At 65.1% G+C, this 15,229-nt stretch carries 15 protein-coding genes; 10 read left to right on the top strand and 5 right to left on the bottom strand.

Features of this window, described 5'->3' with window-relative positions:
• Position 1: 1 nt before the first annotated feature.
• Complete coding sequence (locus tag B4N44_RS12435; RefSeq protein ID WP_296701245.1) at positions 2 to 1,552, bottom strand: 2-isopropylmalate synthase; 1,551 nt, start codon at positions 1,550 to 1,552, stop codon at positions 2 to 4.
• Positions 1,553 to 1,830: 278 nt separating this feature from the next.
• On the opposite strand from B4N44_RS12435, the gene B4N44_RS12430 reads away from it, so the two are divergent.
• From B4N44_RS12430 to B4N44_RS12420, 3 genes are all read left to right on the top strand, one after another.
• On the top strand, positions 1,831 to 3,423 hold the full coding sequence (locus tag B4N44_RS12430) for an AAA family ATPase (protein ID WP_296701301.1): 1,593 nt from the start codon (positions 1,831 to 1,833) through the stop codon (positions 3,421 to 3,423).
• Between the two features lie 107 nt (positions 3,424 to 3,530).
• The gene (locus tag B4N44_RS12425) at positions 3,531 to 4,457 is read left to right on the top strand and encodes a DnaJ C-terminal domain-containing protein (protein ID WP_296701243.1); all 927 of its coding nucleotides are present in this window, start codon (positions 3,531 to 3,533) and stop codon (positions 4,455 to 4,457) included.
• Positions 4,458 to 4,460: 3 nt separating this feature from the next.
• The gene (locus B4N44_RS12420; RefSeq protein WP_296701241.1) at positions 4,461 to 4,805 is read left to right on the top strand and encodes a chaperone modulator CbpM; all 345 of its coding nucleotides are present in this window, start codon (positions 4,461 to 4,463) and stop codon (positions 4,803 to 4,805) included.
• A 78-nt stretch (positions 4,806 to 4,883) separates the two neighbouring features.
• Here B4N44_RS12420 and nadC read toward each other — a convergent pair whose 3' ends face one another.
• Complete coding sequence (gene nadC, locus B4N44_RS12415; protein ID WP_414718147.1) at positions 4,884 to 5,774, bottom strand: carboxylating nicotinate-nucleotide diphosphorylase; 891 nt, start codon at positions 5,772 to 5,774, stop codon at positions 4,884 to 4,886.
• Positions 5,775 to 6,043: 269 nt separating this feature from the next.
• On the opposite strand from nadC, the gene ampD reads away from it, so the two are divergent.
• Positions 6,044 to 6,727, top strand: coding sequence for a 1,6-anhydro-N-acetylmuramyl-L-alanine amidase AmpD (gene ampD / locus B4N44_RS12410; RefSeq protein ID WP_296701239.1), 684 nt, complete (start codon positions 6,044 to 6,046; stop codon positions 6,725 to 6,727).
• Positions 6,728 to 6,761: 34 nt separating this feature from the next.
• On the opposite strand, the gene B4N44_RS12405 is transcribed toward ampD, so the two are convergent.
• The 3 genes from B4N44_RS12405 to pssA form a co-directional block, all read right to left on the bottom strand.
• On the bottom strand, positions 6,762 to 7,574 hold the full coding sequence (locus B4N44_RS12405; RefSeq protein ID WP_296701237.1) for a UDP-2,3-diacylglucosamine diphosphatase: 813 nt from the start codon (positions 7,572 to 7,574) through the stop codon (positions 6,762 to 6,764).
• Between the two features lie 145 nt (positions 7,575 to 7,719).
• Positions 7,720 to 8,886, bottom strand: coding sequence for a hypothetical protein (locus B4N44_RS12400; RefSeq protein WP_296701235.1), 1,167 nt, complete (start codon positions 8,884 to 8,886; stop codon positions 7,720 to 7,722).
• A gap of 28 nt (positions 8,887 to 8,914) precedes the next feature.
• Positions 8,915 to 9,667 (bottom strand): CDP-diacylglycerol--serine O-phosphatidyltransferase, encoded by a 753-nt coding sequence (gene pssA, locus B4N44_RS12395; protein ID WP_296701233.1) that lies wholly within the window; start codon positions 9,665 to 9,667, stop codon positions 8,915 to 8,917.
• A 220-nt stretch (positions 9,668 to 9,887) separates the two neighbouring features.
• Between pssA and hoxE the strand changes: the two genes are divergently transcribed.
• The 6 genes from hoxE (at position 9,888) to B4N44_RS12365 (ending at position 15,215) form a co-directional block, all read left to right on the top strand.
• Positions 9,888 to 10,382, top strand: a complete 495-nt coding sequence (gene hoxE / locus B4N44_RS12390; protein ID WP_296701231.1) for a bidirectional hydrogenase complex protein HoxE — start codon at positions 9,888 to 9,890, stop codon at positions 10,380 to 10,382.
• The gene (nuoF, locus tag B4N44_RS12385; RefSeq protein WP_296701229.1) at positions 10,382 to 11,992 is read left to right on the top strand and encodes an NADH-quinone oxidoreductase subunit NuoF; all 1,611 of its coding nucleotides are present in this window, start codon (positions 10,382 to 10,384) and stop codon (positions 11,990 to 11,992) included. The genes hoxE and nuoF overlap by 1 nt, the downstream gene beginning before the upstream one ends.
• A 188-nt stretch (positions 11,993 to 12,180) precedes the next feature.
• Entirely contained in the window at positions 12,181 to 12,912 is a 732-nt protein-coding gene (hoxU, locus tag B4N44_RS12380; protein ID WP_296701227.1) for a bidirectional hydrogenase complex protein HoxU, read from the top strand.
• The gene (locus B4N44_RS12375) at positions 12,909 to 13,451 is read left to right on the top strand and encodes an NADP oxidoreductase (protein WP_296701225.1); all 543 of its coding nucleotides are present in this window, start codon (positions 12,909 to 12,911) and stop codon (positions 13,449 to 13,451) included. The genes hoxU and B4N44_RS12375 overlap by 4 nt, the downstream gene beginning before the upstream one ends.
• 4 nt (positions 13,452 to 13,455) lie before the next feature.
• Positions 13,456 to 13,791: a hypothetical protein gene (locus tag B4N44_RS12370; protein ID WP_296701223.1), complete on the top strand. Its 336-nt coding sequence runs from the start codon at positions 13,456 to 13,458 to the stop codon at positions 13,789 to 13,791.
• Positions 13,788 to 15,215: a Ni/Fe hydrogenase subunit alpha gene (locus B4N44_RS12365; RefSeq protein WP_296701220.1), complete on the top strand. Its 1,428-nt coding sequence runs from the start codon at positions 13,788 to 13,790 to the stop codon at positions 15,213 to 15,215. Before B4N44_RS12370 ends, B4N44_RS12365 begins: the two co-directional genes overlap by 4 nt.
• The last annotated feature ends 14 nt before the right edge of the window (positions 15,216 to 15,229 follow it).

The raw sequence follows: 15,229 nt of genomic DNA, 5'->3' as shown, positions 1-15,229 counted from the left end.
CTCAGACGTCGCCGGTCTGCGGATGGGCGCGATGGGCCGGCTGGAGGATCTTGTTGCAGGCGTTGATATAAGCCTTGGCAGAGGCGATCACGATATCGGTGTCCGCGCCCTGCCCGTTGACGATGCGCCCGCCGCGCTCGAGTCGAACCGTCACCTCGCCCTGTGCGTCGGTGCCGCTGGTGATGGCGTTGACCGAGTAAAGCTTCAGAACCGTTCCGCTGTCCACGATCGTCTCGATCGCCTTGAAGGTCGCATCCACGGGTCCGCCGCCGCTGGCGGTCCCGGCCAGCTCCTCGCCGTCGAACATCAGCACCAGGTTCGCGCAGGGCGTCTCGCCCGTCTCCGAGCAGACCCGCAGCGAGACCAGCTTGACCCGTTCGTTCGCCGCGTCCAGGGTCGCATCCGTCACCAGCGCCTGCAGGTCTTCGTCGAAGATCTCGTGTTTCTTGTCGGCCAGATCCTTGAAGCGCGAGAAGGCCGCGTTGAGCTCCTCCTCCGAACCCATGACGATGCCGAGCTCCTGCAGCCGCGTGCGAAAGGCGTTGCGGCCCGAATGCTTGCCCATGACCATACGGTTGGCGTTCCAACCGACGTCCTCGGCGCGCATGATCTCGTAGGTCTCGCGGTGCTTGAGCACGCCGTCCTGATGAATACCGGACTCGTGCGCAAAGGCGTTGGCGCCCACCACCGCCTTGTTGGGCTGAACCGCAAAGCCCGTGATGCCCGAGACCAAACGCGAGCAGTTCATGATCTGTGTGGTATCGAGGCGGGTTTGACAGTCGAACAGATCCTGACGGGTGCGCACCGTCATCACGATCTCCTCGAGCGCGGCGTTGCCGGCGCGCTCGCCGAGACCGTTGATGGTGCATTCAACCTGGCGCGCACCGTTGCGCACGGCGGCGAGCGAGTTGGCGACCGCAAGCCCCAAGTCGTTGTGACAATGCACCGAGAAGATCGCCTTGTCGGCGTTCGGGATACGCTCGCGCAAGGTTCGGATGAGGCTACCAAACTGATCCGGGATGTTGTAGCCCACCGTGTCCGGAATATTGACGGTACCGGCGCCGGCATCGATGACCGCCTCGAGCACGCGACAGAGGAAGTCGATCTCGGAGCGTCCGGCATCCTCGGGCGAGAACTCCACATCGTCGGTGTAACGCCGCGCCCGCTGAACGGCATGCACCGCTTGCGCGAGCACCTGATCCGGGCTCATGTTGAGCTTGCGCTGCATGTGGATGGGAGATGTGGCGATGAAGGTATGGATCCGCCCGGCGTTGGCACCGGCCAGCGCCTCGCCGGCACGGTCGATGTCCTTGTCGAGCGCTCGGGCCAGACCGCAGACCCGGCTCTCCTTGACCGTCTCGGCCACGGCCTTGACGGCATCGAAATCGCCCGGACTGGCAATGGGGAAACCCGCCTCGATCACATCGACACGCATCCGTTCCAAGGCCTTCGCGATGCGCACCTTCTCGTCGCGGGTCATGGAGGCGCCCGGACTCTGCTCGCCATCGCGCAGGGTCGTATCGAAAATGATCAAGTGGTCTTTTGCGGTCATGGATGGTCTCTGAGTCGCGCGGCCGTCTGATAAGAAAGGGACCTGGTCTTCGGGAGACTATTGTAGGCGATCCGCGCGCGAGCGGTGCCCCCCGGATCGCGCTCGGGGCAACTCCGAGGCGGATCGAACCCGTGTCTGCCGATGCGGGATCTTGTGACCCGCATCGGTTCCTGTATAAGCTGCCGGCGGCGGTGACGGGACCGCGGATTGCAGCCCCGATCGGCCGGCAGCCGAGGACTCGACGCCCCATGGATCCCGAGGAGGCCATGCACGCGATGATGCCGGACCTGCACGACCTGGAGATTCTGCTGCGCTCGGACACCCCGATCGTCCTCATCGAGTCGATCGAGGAGCCGCGTGTCGTCGAGCTGTTCGCCGGGCTTGCACTGCGTCTCGCCGAGCCGGCCTTTCGCTGGTCGGTCACCGAGGGGCTGCGGCGCATCGAGCTCGAGACCGAGCCGCAAAGTCGCCTGGCCGACCCGACCGAGGCGCTTCGCAATATCCGCTCCACACAGCAACCCGGCATCTATCTGCTGCTCGACTTCCATCCCTATCTGGACAATCCGCTGCACGTGCGCCTGCTGAAAGAGATCGCACAAGGCTATGCAGACCTGCCCCGCACCCTGGTCCTGGTCAGTCACGCGCTCGAGATCCCGCCCGAGCTGCACCATCTGAGCGTGCGGTTCGGACTGCGCCTGCCGGACCGGCAGCGCATCATGGGCCTGATCCGAGAGGAGGCGAAGCGCTGGCAGGATTCCTCCGGCGGGCGCAGCTTCCGGACCGGGCGCGACGCGGTGGACCAACTCGCCCGCAATCTGCTTGGCGTCACCGAGTCCGACGCACGCCGCCTGATCCGCAACGCGATCCGTCACGACGGCGCCATCACGCGGGAGGACGTCGAGACGGTCAAGCGCGCCAAATACGACCTGCTCAGTCCCGATGGCGCCATCAGCTTCGAGTACGACACCCGCTCCTTCGCCGAGGTCGCCGGTCTGGGCAACCTCAAGGCATGGATCGACCGCCGCCGCGATGCCTTCCTGGATCCGGACCGCACAACCGATCACCCGCGCGGCGTTCTGCTCCTGGGCGTTCAGGGCGGCGGCAAGAGTCTGGCCGCGAAGGCGGTTGCCGGACGTTTCCGCGTCCCGCTGCTGCGCCTGGACTTCGGTACGCTCTACGACAAATATATCGGCGAGACCGAGAAGAACCTCCGCAAGGCATTGGCCACGGCCGATGTCATGTCGCCCTGCGTCCTCTGGATCGACGAGATCGAAAAAGGCGTCGCGACCGGCGCGGAGGACGACGGGGTCGGCCGGCGCGTCCTCGGCACACTGCTGACCTGGATGGCCGAGCGCAACACCCGCGTCTTCCTCGCCGCGACCGCCAACGACATCTCGCGACTGCCCCCGGAGCTCATCCGTAAAGGGCGGATCGATGAGCTCTTCTTCGTGGATCTACCCGGCGCGCCCGTGCGGCGCGAGATCTTTGCGATCCATCTGAACAGACGGGGACTCGATCCCGAGCGCTTCGACCTCGCTCGCCTCGCGGAGGCGAGCGAGGGCTTCACCGGTGCCGGCATCGAGCAGGCCGTCGTCTCCGCGCTCTATGCCGACGAGACCGCCGGGGACGGCATGACGACGGGCGACCTCCTACGCGAGATCGCGGACACCCAGCCCCTGTCCGTCGTGATGCACGGCCCGCTTCAAGCGCTGCGCGCCTGGGCACTCGGTCGAACCGTTCAGGCGCACGCACCCGAAGAGCAAGACGACACGGCAGTCATCGCACGCGACCCCGCCGCCGGGATGGCCTCGGGCACCATGGATCCCGCCGGTACGGCGGTCGACGCGCAGCCCCTTGGGTGCCCCGACTAAGTCCCTTCACTTGACCGCGACCCGTGCAATGACCGTCGCCAGCCCATACCTCCCCCCACAACACGAGGTTCACGAGTCCGTGTCGGCCAAACCTTCGAGGCGCTGCGATGGAATACAAGGACTACTATAAAACGCTGGGCGTGGCACGCGACGCCACCCAAGCCGAGATCAAGCGGGCCTATCGAAAGCTCGCGCGCAAGTTCCACCCGGACGTGAGCAAGGAGCCCGACGCCGAGGCCAGATTCAAAGAGATCAACGAGGCCAACGAGGTCCTGCACGACCCGGAGAAGCGTGCCGCCTACGACGCGCTCGGCAGCAGCTGGCACGCCGGCCAGGATTTTCGCCCGCCGCCCGGCGGTGTCCATCACGACTTCCATTTCGGCGCCGACGAGGCAGCCGAGTTCAGCGACTTTTTCTCCAGCATCTTCGGGCGCGAGTTTCACCCGGGAGCCCAGACTCAACGCCGTCGTCGCGGTCAGGATCAAACCGCGCGCATCGCAATCGAGCTGGAGGACGCCTATCGCGGCGCGACGCGGCAGGTGCGCCTCGACATCCCCGAGATCGGGCCGGACGGGCGCGTCAGCTCGCGCACCCGCACCCTGAACGTGCGCATCCCGCCCGGCGTCACCCAGGGTCGCCAGATCCGCTTGGCCGGCCAGGGCGGGCCGGGGATCAACGGCGGTCATGCCGGCGATCTCTATCTGGAGATCGAGATCAATCCGCACCGATTCTTCACCACGGACGGCAAGGACATCCATCTGCGGCTGCCCATTGCACCCTGGGAGGCCGCACTCGGCGCATCCGTCTCGGTCCCGACACTCGGCGGGACAGTGAACCTTAAGGTCCCGCCGGGATCTCAGTCCGGGCAACGCCTGCGCTTGAAGGGTCGGGGGCTGCCCGGCGAGCCGGCCGGCGACGAGCTGGTCATGCTCGAGATCGTCACCCCGCCGGCAACCACGGATGCCGCCAAGGCAGCCTACCGCGACATGGCCGAGCGTCTACACTTCAACCCAAGGGCCGAGATGGGAGTCTGACGCATGACGCAGACCGAGACACGCATTGAAGGGATCGTGCTCGACGAGGGGCTGACGGTCACCCTCGCCGAGCTGACCCAGCTGTGCGGCTCCAGCGGCCGCGTAGTGAGGCTGATGGTGACCGAAGGGCTCCTGCGCCCGAAGGGCCAAGCCCCCGACGATTGGCGGTTCGACGGCTTCGAGGTGCGTCGAGCACGTCGTGCCGTGCGCCTGCAGCGCGACCTCGACCTCAACCTCGCCGGCACCGCACTCGCGCTCGATCTGCTCGACGAGCTGGAGCAGCTGCGCGAACGACTGCGCGCACTCGAGCACCAGCTCGGCCAAAGGCGCACGCGCGAACTCGGTTAAACCGCGCCCCCGCCAGGGGCCGTGGATGCACCAAACGTCGAGCTCACTCGAGAGTGAGCAGCTCGCTCCGGACGCGGTTTAATCCACGAACCGCATCGAGAGATCGACTGCGGTCACGTCCTTCGTCAGCGCGCCGACCGAGATGCGGTCGACACCGGTTTCCGCGATGGCCCGAATGGTGGCGAGCGTCACCCCGCCCGATGCCTCGAGTCGGGCGCGCCCCGCGCTCATGGCGACCGCCAGACGCAAATCACCGAGCGCGAAGTTATCGAGCAGGATCGATTCCGCCCCGCCGTCCAAGGCCGTCTGCAGCTCGTCGAGACTCTCGACTTCGATCTGAATCTCCACGCCGACACCGGCTGCCGCGGCCGCAGCGGCGAGCGCGGCCGGGATCGAGCCCGCGGCGAGGATGTGGTTCTCCTTGATCAGGATCGCGTCGAACAGACCCATACGGTGGTTATGGCAGCCCCCGCAGAGAACTGCATATTTCTGCTGGACGCGCAGACCGGGCAGGGTCTTGCGGGTATCCAACACCGCAACGGGGAGACCGGCGACCGCGGCGGCAAACTCAGCCGCGCGTGTCGCTGTCCCGGAGAGGGTCTGAAGGTAATTCATGGCCGTGCGCTCGCCGGTCAGCAGAGCGGCCGACGGCCCCTCGATCAACGCCAGACGCTGCCCGGGGCGGACGGGGGCGCCGTCGGCGACCTCCCAACGGACGGAGATCCCGGGATCGAGCACGCGAAACACCGTCTCGAACCAGGCGCATCCGCAGAGGACCGCGGGCTCGCGCGTGATCAGCTCGGCCCGAGAGCGTTGATCGCGCGGGACCAAGGCGGCGGTGAGATCGCCGGTACCGACATCCTCCTCGAGTGCGGCTCGGACCTGGGCCTCGATGAGGTGCGGGTCCGGAAGCCGGGCCGGAAGAGCCGTCCCGCGCGAGGGATTCATCTTTTGGTTCAATTCAGCCATCGGAAGGGGCCTTTTGTAGACTCGTCAACATCGCACGCAACCGGAATCGGCACCCGAGCCGGGGCCGAGTGGGAGTGCTTGATCACGCGAATCTCGACGCCGATTGCCGGCCATGTCACCATCATGGCGCGAGGCACGGGGCGGCCGGCAAACCTCGAGGAAGCGATGGAATATCTTGCGACGATGGTAAGCAATGCGGGTAACCGTGTCACCTTGGATCGGCGGACCCGGGGCCGGCTCATCCTCCCTACCCCGGCGCGTGGCACCTCATGAATCCCGAAGCCGATGCCGCCGTCGCCCCCCTCGGGGTCGAATCACCGACAGCGCCATACTCGCCCGCCCGGAGCGATGCAGCTGTGCACGCGCATGCGCTCGGCGACGACCAAGCCGGTGTCTGCGCGGATATCGACGAGGAGGGCTGGCTTGCAGGCGCGGAGCGTCGGCCATCGCCGAGCCGGGACGCCCGCCCGCCGGGTACGGACATCGATCTCCTGGTGATCCACAACATCAGCTTACCGCCGGGCGACTTTTCGGGCGACTGGATCGACGATCTCTTTCTCGATCGTCTCGATCACGCCGCGCACCCCTACTTCAGCGAGATTGCCGGTCTGCGCGTCTCGGCACATCTCTTGATCCGGCGCAACGGCCGACTCCTGCAGTATGTCCCTTTCGAGCAACGCGCCTGGCACGCAGGCGTCTCGCAGTTCGCCGGACGAGAGCGCTGCAACGATTTTTCGATCGGGATCGAGCTGGAGGGGACGGACGCTATCCCGTTTACGGATGCGCAGTACGCGCGCCTTGCCGAGTGCACACGGAAAATCCTGCATCGCTATCCCGGAATCACCGAGGAGCGGATCGCGGGACACGCCGAAATCGCCCCGGGCCGCAAGACGGACCCGGGGCCTGCGTTCGATTGGGAGCGCTATCGGCGATCGATTCGCGCAGCAGGCTGATCGGTAGCGCCGGACGCACCGCCGGACCGCTCCGCTAGCCGGCCCCCGCCAAAGCCAACCGATCCTTCTCGATGCTCGCGGGTTGGGGATAGGCGTCGGTCCAGCGCAGCAGCTCGAGCCGACCGTCGTGATGCTCCACGAGGGCGGTGCAGCTCTCCACCCAGTCGCCGCAGTTGCAGTAGGCGACGCCGGCGATCTCGCGCATCTCCGCGTGGTGGATATGCCCGCAGATCATGCCGTCGACGCGCCGGCGCTTCGCCTCGCCCGCCACCGCCGCCTCGAAATTGCCGATATAGCTCACGGCATTCTTGACCTTGTGCTTGAGATACCCGGCCAACGACCAGTACTCGAGGCCGAGCACGCGGCGAATCCGGCTGACGAGTCCGTTGAGCATCAACAAACCGTCATAGGCGCGCGAGCCGATCATGGCGAGCCACTCGCCGTTTTGAACCACCGCGTCGAACGCATCCCCGTGCATCACGAGAAAGCGGCGACCGTCGGCTGTCGTGTGAATCACCTCTTCGCGCACCGCCACGTTGCCGAAATCCGCGCCGAGGTGCGTGCGGAACAGCTCGTCGTGATTACCCGGCGTGTAGATGACCTCCGTCCCGCGCTTGGCCTTGTCGAGCACCTCGCGGACCACCTGATTATGGGCCTCGGGCCAATAGACACCATTCTTCATCGCCCAGATGTCGACGATATCGCCGACCAGGTACAACTGCTTGCACTCGGTCGATTGCAGAAAATCGAGCACGAGAGAGGCTTGGCACCCTCGAAAGCCCAAATGCACATCGGAGATGAAAATGCTCCGATACTTCAACGGATTCATGCGCTTGATGTCGGTCATCACATCGCCGGCCTCGAGCCATCAACGTCGGGATATGATCTGCGCGCGCGATTGCCGGGATATTGACGAACCGTGAAGATGCGATGAAATCTCGGGGTCCCGCGGACTGCCGAGCTGCCTGCAGCCGGTCGGCGCGGAACTCAGCTCAGTCCGCGCCCCAATGCGGAGTGGCGATCCCGTCGCCGAGGTCGGCGGCGACGAGAAGCCGCCTGATCTCGAGCAGACGCTCGATGAGCGCCGGCTCGTGCGCCTCGTAGGCATCACGGTCGGGAACGCGCTTGACCACGACCCCGAGCAGCTCCGTGATGGCGTTGCCGATCGAGTTCTGACTAATGGTCAGCATCAAGCGGCCGGAGTCATGCCGAAAGAGGAGCTGCTTGAAGGCCGGCTCCCAGCGGATGGAGTTGGCGTAGGCCGGGTCGCCGAGACAGCGCTCGCGAACCCGTTTCGCGGTCTGCATAAAGGCGTTGTCGAAGAGCAGGACCGATTCGATCTGGTTCGGAAAGTAGACATCCGGCAGGATCTCGGCGTTGCGGCTCGACACCTGCGAGAAGAAGGTGCGGTAGAAGTCGAGAAAGCCGCGCAGGATCTCGTCGTACTCGGCCCAGAAGGCGGTGTCGCCGAGGGCCGCGACCCCGCCCTGGATCTCCCAGCAGGGCAAACCCTCCGGATAGCCGGTGAGTGCGAGACGCGACTCGTCCGTATGCACCGTGCGCAGGATACGCAGGTCCAGCGCCTCGTCGAAAAAGCGCCGGTAGACATCGCGCATGTGGGCCTGAAAGAGGCTGTGCTGACCGCCGTCGGTCAGGTTGGGATGGCTCGGATCGGCCGGCGGGGCCGCGCACAGCTGCTCCATCGGGAAGACAATGAAGTGGTTGTGCAGCATGCGGATGCTCGGCACGCCCGGCGAGGTCAGAGGCCAGGTGGCATCCAGACTCGCCTCCCCGGCCATCACCAGTGCCTCGCCCGGATCCGGATAGCGCCGAAGCATCTCCTCGATGATGATCCGATTCATCCGGTTCCAGACGCGCTTCACCGACGGCGAGACCTGGGTGCGGCGAACCGGACGGCCGAGCGGGTTGAGGATGCGTTTGGAGGTGTCGTAGATGATCGAGCAATCCAGCTCGGTGGAATGCCCCAGCGCCTTACGGTAGAGCAGCAGATCCTCTTGGTTGCGCAGCAGACCGTTGTTCTGCACTAGATCCCGAAGGTTCTCGGCGCTGTTGAAGAACTCGTTCGGCGTCAGACCCGCCGGAACATCCAGCGGGATGGGCCGAAAGGGCGTGACGATCTCGCGTGGTCCCGTTGCCATGATGCTACCCGGACGACTCGTTCATGTCTCAGTGTGAACCGCGCCGATGGCGCAGACGACTCTTGCGCAATCGCATCAAGGTCCACACGGGACCCGAAACCGCATAGGTCGTCGCCATCAGAAAGAGCATCAGCGGCGGATTGACAAAGACCACCGCAAAGCCAAGCATCACGGCGACGGCCAGGAGAAAGGGGACGCGCCCCTGGAAATTGAGCTGTTTGAAGCTGATGTACCGAAAATTACTGACCATCAGCAGGCCGGCACCTGCAGTGAGGATGGCCGCGAGCCAGGCGACATCGGCCCCGGCGACCCCCGTATCCGTGCCGAGCCAGACCCCGCTCGCGATGATGGCCGCGGCTGCCGGGCTGGCGAGACCTTGGAAGTAACGCTTATCGGCGATCCCGACCTGCGTATTGAACCGTGCCAGGCGCAAAGCGGCGGCTGCGGTGAAGACGAAGGCGGCGAGCCAGCCGACCTTACCGAGTCCGCCCAAGGCCCAGTGGTAGGCAACCAGCGCCGGGGCTACCCCGAAGGCCACCATATCGGAGAGGCTGTCGTACTCGGCACCGAAATCGCTTTGGGTTTGAGTGATGCGAGCGACGCGCCCGTCGATCCCGTCGAGCAGCTGAGCCGCAAAGATCGCGAGCGCAGCCGCCTCGAAGCGTCCCTGGGTCGCTGCGAGGACCGCGTAAAACCCGGCGAACAACGCCGCCGTGGTAAACAGATTGGGCAGCAAATAGATGCCGCGTCGTCGTTTACGGAAAGCTGGATCGTTGTCCATGGGAGTGATCTCGTTGGCGGCCGTCGGGTCGAATCATGAGTATAGCCGGGAGCCGGGCAGCACCGAAAGGAAGCGCGGCGACACCGAGCGCACCGAAAGTGCGCGCGAAGAAGAACGTCGTCGCGCTATCCATCTGTCATAGACTTGTGGCATCGTTCGATCGCCTCGCCGTCGGCGACGCGATCGCTCGGCAACCATGACCCATTGAATCGGAGGGGAAATGAGTCTGCAGCAAGCCAAGCCGCCACTGCCCAGTGACGACAAGCGTTGGAAGCTCGTCAACGCCACCATGCGCCGAAACGGCTATGCCGACCATGCCTTGATCGAGACCCTGCACAGCGTGCAGGACGCCTTCGGGTTTCTCGACGAGGGCTCCTTGCGGTTTGTTGCCGCAGCGCTCGACCTTCCGCTGAGCAAGGTCTTCGGTGTCGCCACCTTCTATCATCTCTTCACGCTCAAGCCGAAGGGACGTCATGCATGCGTCGTCTGCACCGGCACCGCCTGCTACATCAAAGGCGCCGGCGGACTCGTCGAGCGCCTGCAGGAGCGCTACGACATCAATCCAGGCGAAACGACCGAAGACAACCGGCTGTCGCTGTTGACGGCGCGCTGTGTGGGCGCCTGCGGTCTGGCCCCGGCGATCGTCATCGACGGCGACGTGCTCGGCAAGCTCGACAGCGAATCACTCATTGCCAAGCTCGAGGAGCTGACCTGATGAACCTCGACGATCTGGCCGATCTGGCCGAGCAATACCGTGCCATCGACGCGAACGTCGAGCGCGAGGTCCGCGTCTGCATGGCCGCCAGTTGCCAGTCGTCCGGCGCCGCACCCGTCATGGATGCACTCCTCGCCGGCCTCGGGGACAGCAAACCGGCGTGCAAGGTCAAAGGGGTCGGATGCATGGGACTCTGCTCGGCCGGCCCCTTGGTGTCGATCGCCGACCGGGATGCCTCGCTCGAAGAGTCGACCCTCTATCGCGACGTCACCGCGGATGACGCCGCCGACATCATCGCAAGCCTCGACGGTCCACCCGTGGAACGTCTGCGCTGTCCGACGGATCAGCCCTTCTTCGCGCGCCAGCAAAAGATCGTGCTGGAGAATGCCGGCATCATCGATCCCGACAGCTTCAAGGGCTATGTGGCCGTCGGCGGTTACTCGGCCCTGATCCGGGCCTTGAGCGAGATGACCCCGGCCGATGTCCTGCGCGAAGTGACCGACAGCGGTCTGCGTGGACGCGGCGGCGGCGGCTATCCGACCGGACTGAAATGGTCGACCGTCGCCAAGATGCCCGCGACCCAAAAATACGTCATCTGCAACGCCGACGAAGGCGATCCGGGCGCCTTCATGGATCGGGCGATCCTGGAGTCGGACCCGCACCGGGTTCTCGAGGGCATGGCCATCGCCGCCTACGCAATCGGCGCGAACAAGGCCTATGTCTATGTCCGCGCGGAGTACCCGCTCGCGGTCGAGCGACTCCAAACCGCGATCCGCAAGGCCAAGCGATCGGGATTTTTGGGCAACAAGATCGGCGACACCCAATTCAGCTTGGAGGTCGAGATCCGGCTCGGCGCCGGGGCCTTCGTCTGCGGCGAAGAGACGGCGCTCATGGCCTCCATCGAAGGACTCCGTGGTCAGCCCCGTCCGCGTCCGCCCTACCCCGCCGAGTCGGGGCTGTGGGGCTATCCCACGCTGATCAACAACGTCGAGACCTTCGCCAACATCACCCCGATCCTGCGCGAGGGGGGCGACTGGTTCGCCTCGATCGGCACCGAGCGATCGAACGGGACCAAGGTCTTCGCGCTCGCCGGAACCATCACCAACACCGGCCTCATCGAGGTCCCGATGGGCACCTCGCTGCGCGACATCATCGAGGTCATCGGCGGCGGCATCCCTGGCGGCAAGGCCTTCAAGGCGGTGCAGACCGGCGGCCCCTCGGGCGGTTGTATCCCGGCGCAGCACCTCGACATCGCGGTGGACTACGACAGCCTCAAGACACTCGGGACCATGATGGGCTCGGGCGGCATGATCGTCATGGACGAGACCTCCAGCATGGTCGATGTTGCACGCTATTTCATGGAGTTCTGCATGACCGAGTCGTGCGGCAAATGCATCCCCTGCCGCGCAGGAACACAGCAGATGCACAGCATCCTCGACCGGCTGGCCAAGTCGCAGGCCACGCGCGCCGAGCTGGCCCTTTTGGAAGAGCTCTGCGAGGTGGTGCAGGCGACCAGTCTCTGCGGACTGGGCCAGACGGCGCCGAATCCGGTGTTGAGCACCATGCGTTATTTCCGCAACGAGTATGAAGCGAAGCTCGGCGACGCTTAGCGCGGAACAGGCCTTATCGATCACAAAGGCGCAAAGCGCGACAACGATCACCAGGGTATCGAGCGGCCGAGTCCCGGCGCCGGAACCACGGAGCTCGTCGACGGCGAACAGCCGCAGCAGCGTCAGCTGCGTTGCATCCTGCGCGCCTTTGCGGTTCAAACTGCACAAACGAGGCTGACGGAGCCGATATGCCCCCACCCGCCACGCAACCGAATGTCCGCGTCGTCACGCTCAACATCGACGGCCGGGATCTCTCCGCCCGCGAGGACGAGACCATCATCGAGGTCTGTCGCGAGAATCAGATCCCGATCCCGAGTCTCTGTTATCTCGAAGGTCTCTCGATATGGGGCGCCTGTCGGCTCTGTCTCGTGGAGCTGGCCGGTCAAGGTCGCCTCTTGGCCGCCTGCTCGACGCGCGTGACCGAAGGGATGCAGATCCAGACGAACACCGAGAAGCTCCAGCGCTATCGCCGCACCATCGTCGAGCTGCTCTTCGCCGAGCGTAACCATGTCTGCTCGGTCTGCGTCTCAAACGGTCACTGCGAGCTTCAGTACCTGGCCCAGACATGCGGTGTCGACCATGTCCGCGTGCCCTACCGGCAGGCCAGCTACCGGGTCGACAGCTCGCACGAGATGTTCCGGCTCGACCACGATCGCTGCATCCTCTGCACCCGCTGCGTGCGTGTCTGCGACGAGATCGAGGGCGCCCACACCTGGGACGTCATGGGCCGGGGCACCGAGTGCCGCGTGATCACCGACATGGCGCAACCCTGGGGCGAGAGCGACACCTGCACCAGCTGCGGCAAATGTGTCCAGGTCTGCCCGACCGGCGCGTTGGTGAGGCAGGGCACTTCAGTCGGCGAGATGGTCAAAGATCAACACTTCCTGCCGATTCTCGCCCGCCGGAGACATGCCCAATGAGCACACCGCCCAAGATCACGGTCGCGACCACCTGGCTCGACGGCTGCTCGGGCTGTCACATGTCCTTCCTGGACATGGACGAGCGCCTGATCGAGCTGGTTCAGCAGGTCGACATCGTCTACAGCCCGCTGGTCGACACCAAGACCCTGCCGGACCATGTGGATGTAGGCATCCTGGAAGGCTCGATCAGCTCGGAAGACGATCTGGAAAAGGCCTATGCGTTTCGCAAGCACTGCAAGATCCTGGTCAGTCTGGGCGATTGCGCCGTGAACGGAAACGTCCCGGCCATGCGCAACCACTTCAAGCTCGCCGACGTCGTGGATCACGCCTACCGCGACACCGTGACGGTCCAACCGCAGACCCCGACCCGAGGGGTTCCGGCCCTGCTGTCCCTCGTCAAGCCCATTCACGGTGTCGTCGGCGTGGATGTCTTCGTGCCCGGCTGCCCGCCGAGCGCCGACGCCATCTGGTACGTGCTGAGCGAGCTGATCGCGGGGCGCATGCCGGATCCCAGCTCCGTGACCCGGTTCGGGGCCTGAGCCCATGATCCAGACGTCTGCCGGAAACCAAACGCCGCAAGATCCCGACGCCGGCGTGATCGTCGCACTCCGCGAGCGTCTGCGCCTGCCGCGCCTGCTCGACAGCAAGGCCAAGGTCGACGGCGGCGCGCGACTCGACGGCTTCGATATCGAATTCCTGACCGAGGTCTTCGCCGATGCCGAGGAGAATCACTCCAGGAGGGCGCAACATCCGGAGCGCGACGACATCATCGCCAGGATGACCCATCTGCATCGCGAGATCACCGAGCGCGCCTTAAGCAACGAGGGTGACGACTCGAACGCCACACCGAATTCCAACCGCCAGGGGCCGCATCCATGAGCCGCACCGTCGTCATCGAACCCGTTACCCGCATCGAGGGCCATGCCCGCATCACCCTGCAGCTCGGAGACGCCGGAGAGGTCGAGGACGCCAAGTTCCATCTCACCCAGTTCCGTGGCTTCGAGAAGTTCTGCGAGGGCCGGCCCTATCGCGAGATGCCCGCGCTGACGGCTCGAACCTGCGGGATCTGCCCGGTCAGTCATGTGCTGGCGTCCAACAAGGCCTGCGATCACCTGCTCTCGGTCGGCATCCCGCCGACCGGCGAGAAGCTGCGCCGCATTATCAACCTCGCACAGATCACCCAGTCGCACGCCTTGTCGTTCTTTCATCTCTCCTCGCCGGACCTCTTGCTCGGCTGGGACTCGGATCCGGTCTCGCGCAACATCTTCGGCGTCATGCGCCAAAACCCGGCACTAGCCAAGGACGGCATCCGTCTGCGTCAGATCGGCCAGACCATCATCGAGACCCTGGGCGGGAAGAAGATCCACCCGACCTGGGTCGTGCCCGGCGGGGTCAGCGAGCCGCTGACGCAGGAGAAGCGCGACGCCATGCTCGCCCTGCTCCCGGAAGGGCTGGACATCGCCAAACGCACCTACGCCTTCTTCAAGACACTGGTGCCCAAGTTCAAGGACGAGGCCAGTCACTTCGGCAATCAACCGACCATGTTCCTCAGCCTGGTGAGCCCGAAGGGACACCTGGAGCACTACGATGGCCTCCTGCGGCTCAAGGATGCGCAAGGCCGCATCCTCGAAGACATGGTGCCGCCGCACGAGTACGAGCGTCTGATCGGCGAGGCGGTCGAGGACTTCAGCTACATGAAGTTCCCCTACTACAAGCCGCACGGCTACCCCAAGGGCATCTATCGGGTCGGCCCTCTTGCACGCCTGAACAATATCGATGCCTGCGGAACGCCCTATGCCGACGTGGCACTCGCCGAGTTCCACATGCTTCAGGAATCCGGCCCGATCGCAAGCAGCTTCCATTATCACTATGCCCGACTGGTCGAGATCATCTACGCGCTCGAGATGATGGAGCGACTGCTCAAGGATCCGACCATCCTCGACGCGCGCGTGCGTGCCCGTGCCCGCAGCAACCGCTACGAAGGCATCGGGGTGACCGAGGCCCCGCGCGGGATCCTGATGCATCACTACCGGATCGACGACGAGGGGCTGATTACCTGGGTCAATCTCATCATCGCGACCGGACACAACAACCTCGCCATGAACCAGAGCATCCGTCAGGTCGCCGACGCCTATGTCGACGGCAACAACCTCCAGGAGGGGATGCTCAATCGCGTCGAGGCGGTCATCCGCTGTTTCGACCCCTGTCTGTCCTGCGCCTCGCACGCCTTCGGAGAGATGCCGCTCGCCATCGAGCTGAAGGATGCGACCGGCCGGGTCGTCGACACGCTCAGGCGCGGCTGAATGGATCGCGCGCG

The sequence above is a fragment of the Thiocapsa sp. UBA6158 genome (assembly GCF_002423035.1).
In the GTDB taxonomy this organism is placed as follows: domain Bacteria; phylum Pseudomonadota; class Gammaproteobacteria; order Chromatiales; family Chromatiaceae; genus Thiocapsa.
Note: the sequence above shows the minus strand (reverse complement) of the source record. Positions and strands in the feature narration are given on the sequence as shown.

Excerpts from the sequence above, each read along its gene's own strand:
- hoxE (WP_296701231.1), top strand. The coding sequence starts at position 9,888 with ATGAGTCTGCAGCAAGCCAAGCCGCCACTGCCCAGTGACGACAAGCGT.
- B4N44_RS12400 (WP_296701235.1), bottom strand. The coding sequence starts at position 8,886 with ATGGCAACGGGACCACGCGAGATCGTCACGCCCTTTCGGCCCATCCCG.
- B4N44_RS12435 (WP_296701245.1), bottom strand. The coding sequence starts at position 1,552 with ATGACCGCAAAAGACCACTTGATCATTTTCGATACGACCCTGCGCGAT.
- B4N44_RS12420 (WP_296701241.1), top strand. The coding sequence starts at position 4,461 with ATGACGCAGACCGAGACACGCATTGAAGGGATCGTGCTCGACGAGGGG.
- hoxU (WP_296701227.1), top strand. The coding sequence starts at position 12,181 with ATGCCCCCACCCGCCACGCAACCGAATGTCCGCGTCGTCACGCTCAAC.
- pssA (WP_296701233.1), bottom strand. The coding sequence starts at position 9,667 with ATGGACAACGATCCAGCTTTCCGTAAACGACGACGCGGCATCTATTTG.
- B4N44_RS12405 (WP_296701237.1), bottom strand. The coding sequence starts at position 7,574 with ATGACCGACATCAAGCGCATGAATCCGTTGAAGTATCGGAGCATTTTC.
- B4N44_RS12425 (WP_296701243.1), top strand. The coding sequence starts at position 3,531 with ATGGAATACAAGGACTACTATAAAACGCTGGGCGTGGCACGCGACGCC.
- B4N44_RS12430 (WP_296701301.1), top strand. The coding sequence starts at position 1,831 with ATGCCGGACCTGCACGACCTGGAGATTCTGCTGCGCTCGGACACCCCG.
- B4N44_RS12370 (WP_296701223.1), top strand. The coding sequence starts at position 13,456 with ATGATCCAGACGTCTGCCGGAAACCAAACGCCGCAAGATCCCGACGCC.
- nuoF (WP_296701229.1), top strand. The coding sequence starts at position 10,382 with ATGAACCTCGACGATCTGGCCGATCTGGCCGAGCAATACCGTGCCATC.
- nadC (WP_414718147.1), bottom strand. The coding sequence starts at position 5,774 with ATGGCTGAATTGAACCAAAAGATGAATCCCTCGCGCGGGACGGCTCTT.
- ampD (WP_296701239.1), top strand. The coding sequence starts at position 6,044 with ATGAATCCCGAAGCCGATGCCGCCGTCGCCCCCCTCGGGGTCGAATCA.
- B4N44_RS12365 (WP_296701220.1), top strand. The coding sequence starts at position 13,788 with ATGAGCCGCACCGTCGTCATCGAACCCGTTACCCGCATCGAGGGCCAT.
- B4N44_RS12375 (WP_296701225.1), top strand. The coding sequence starts at position 12,909 with ATGAGCACACCGCCCAAGATCACGGTCGCGACCACCTGGCTCGACGGC.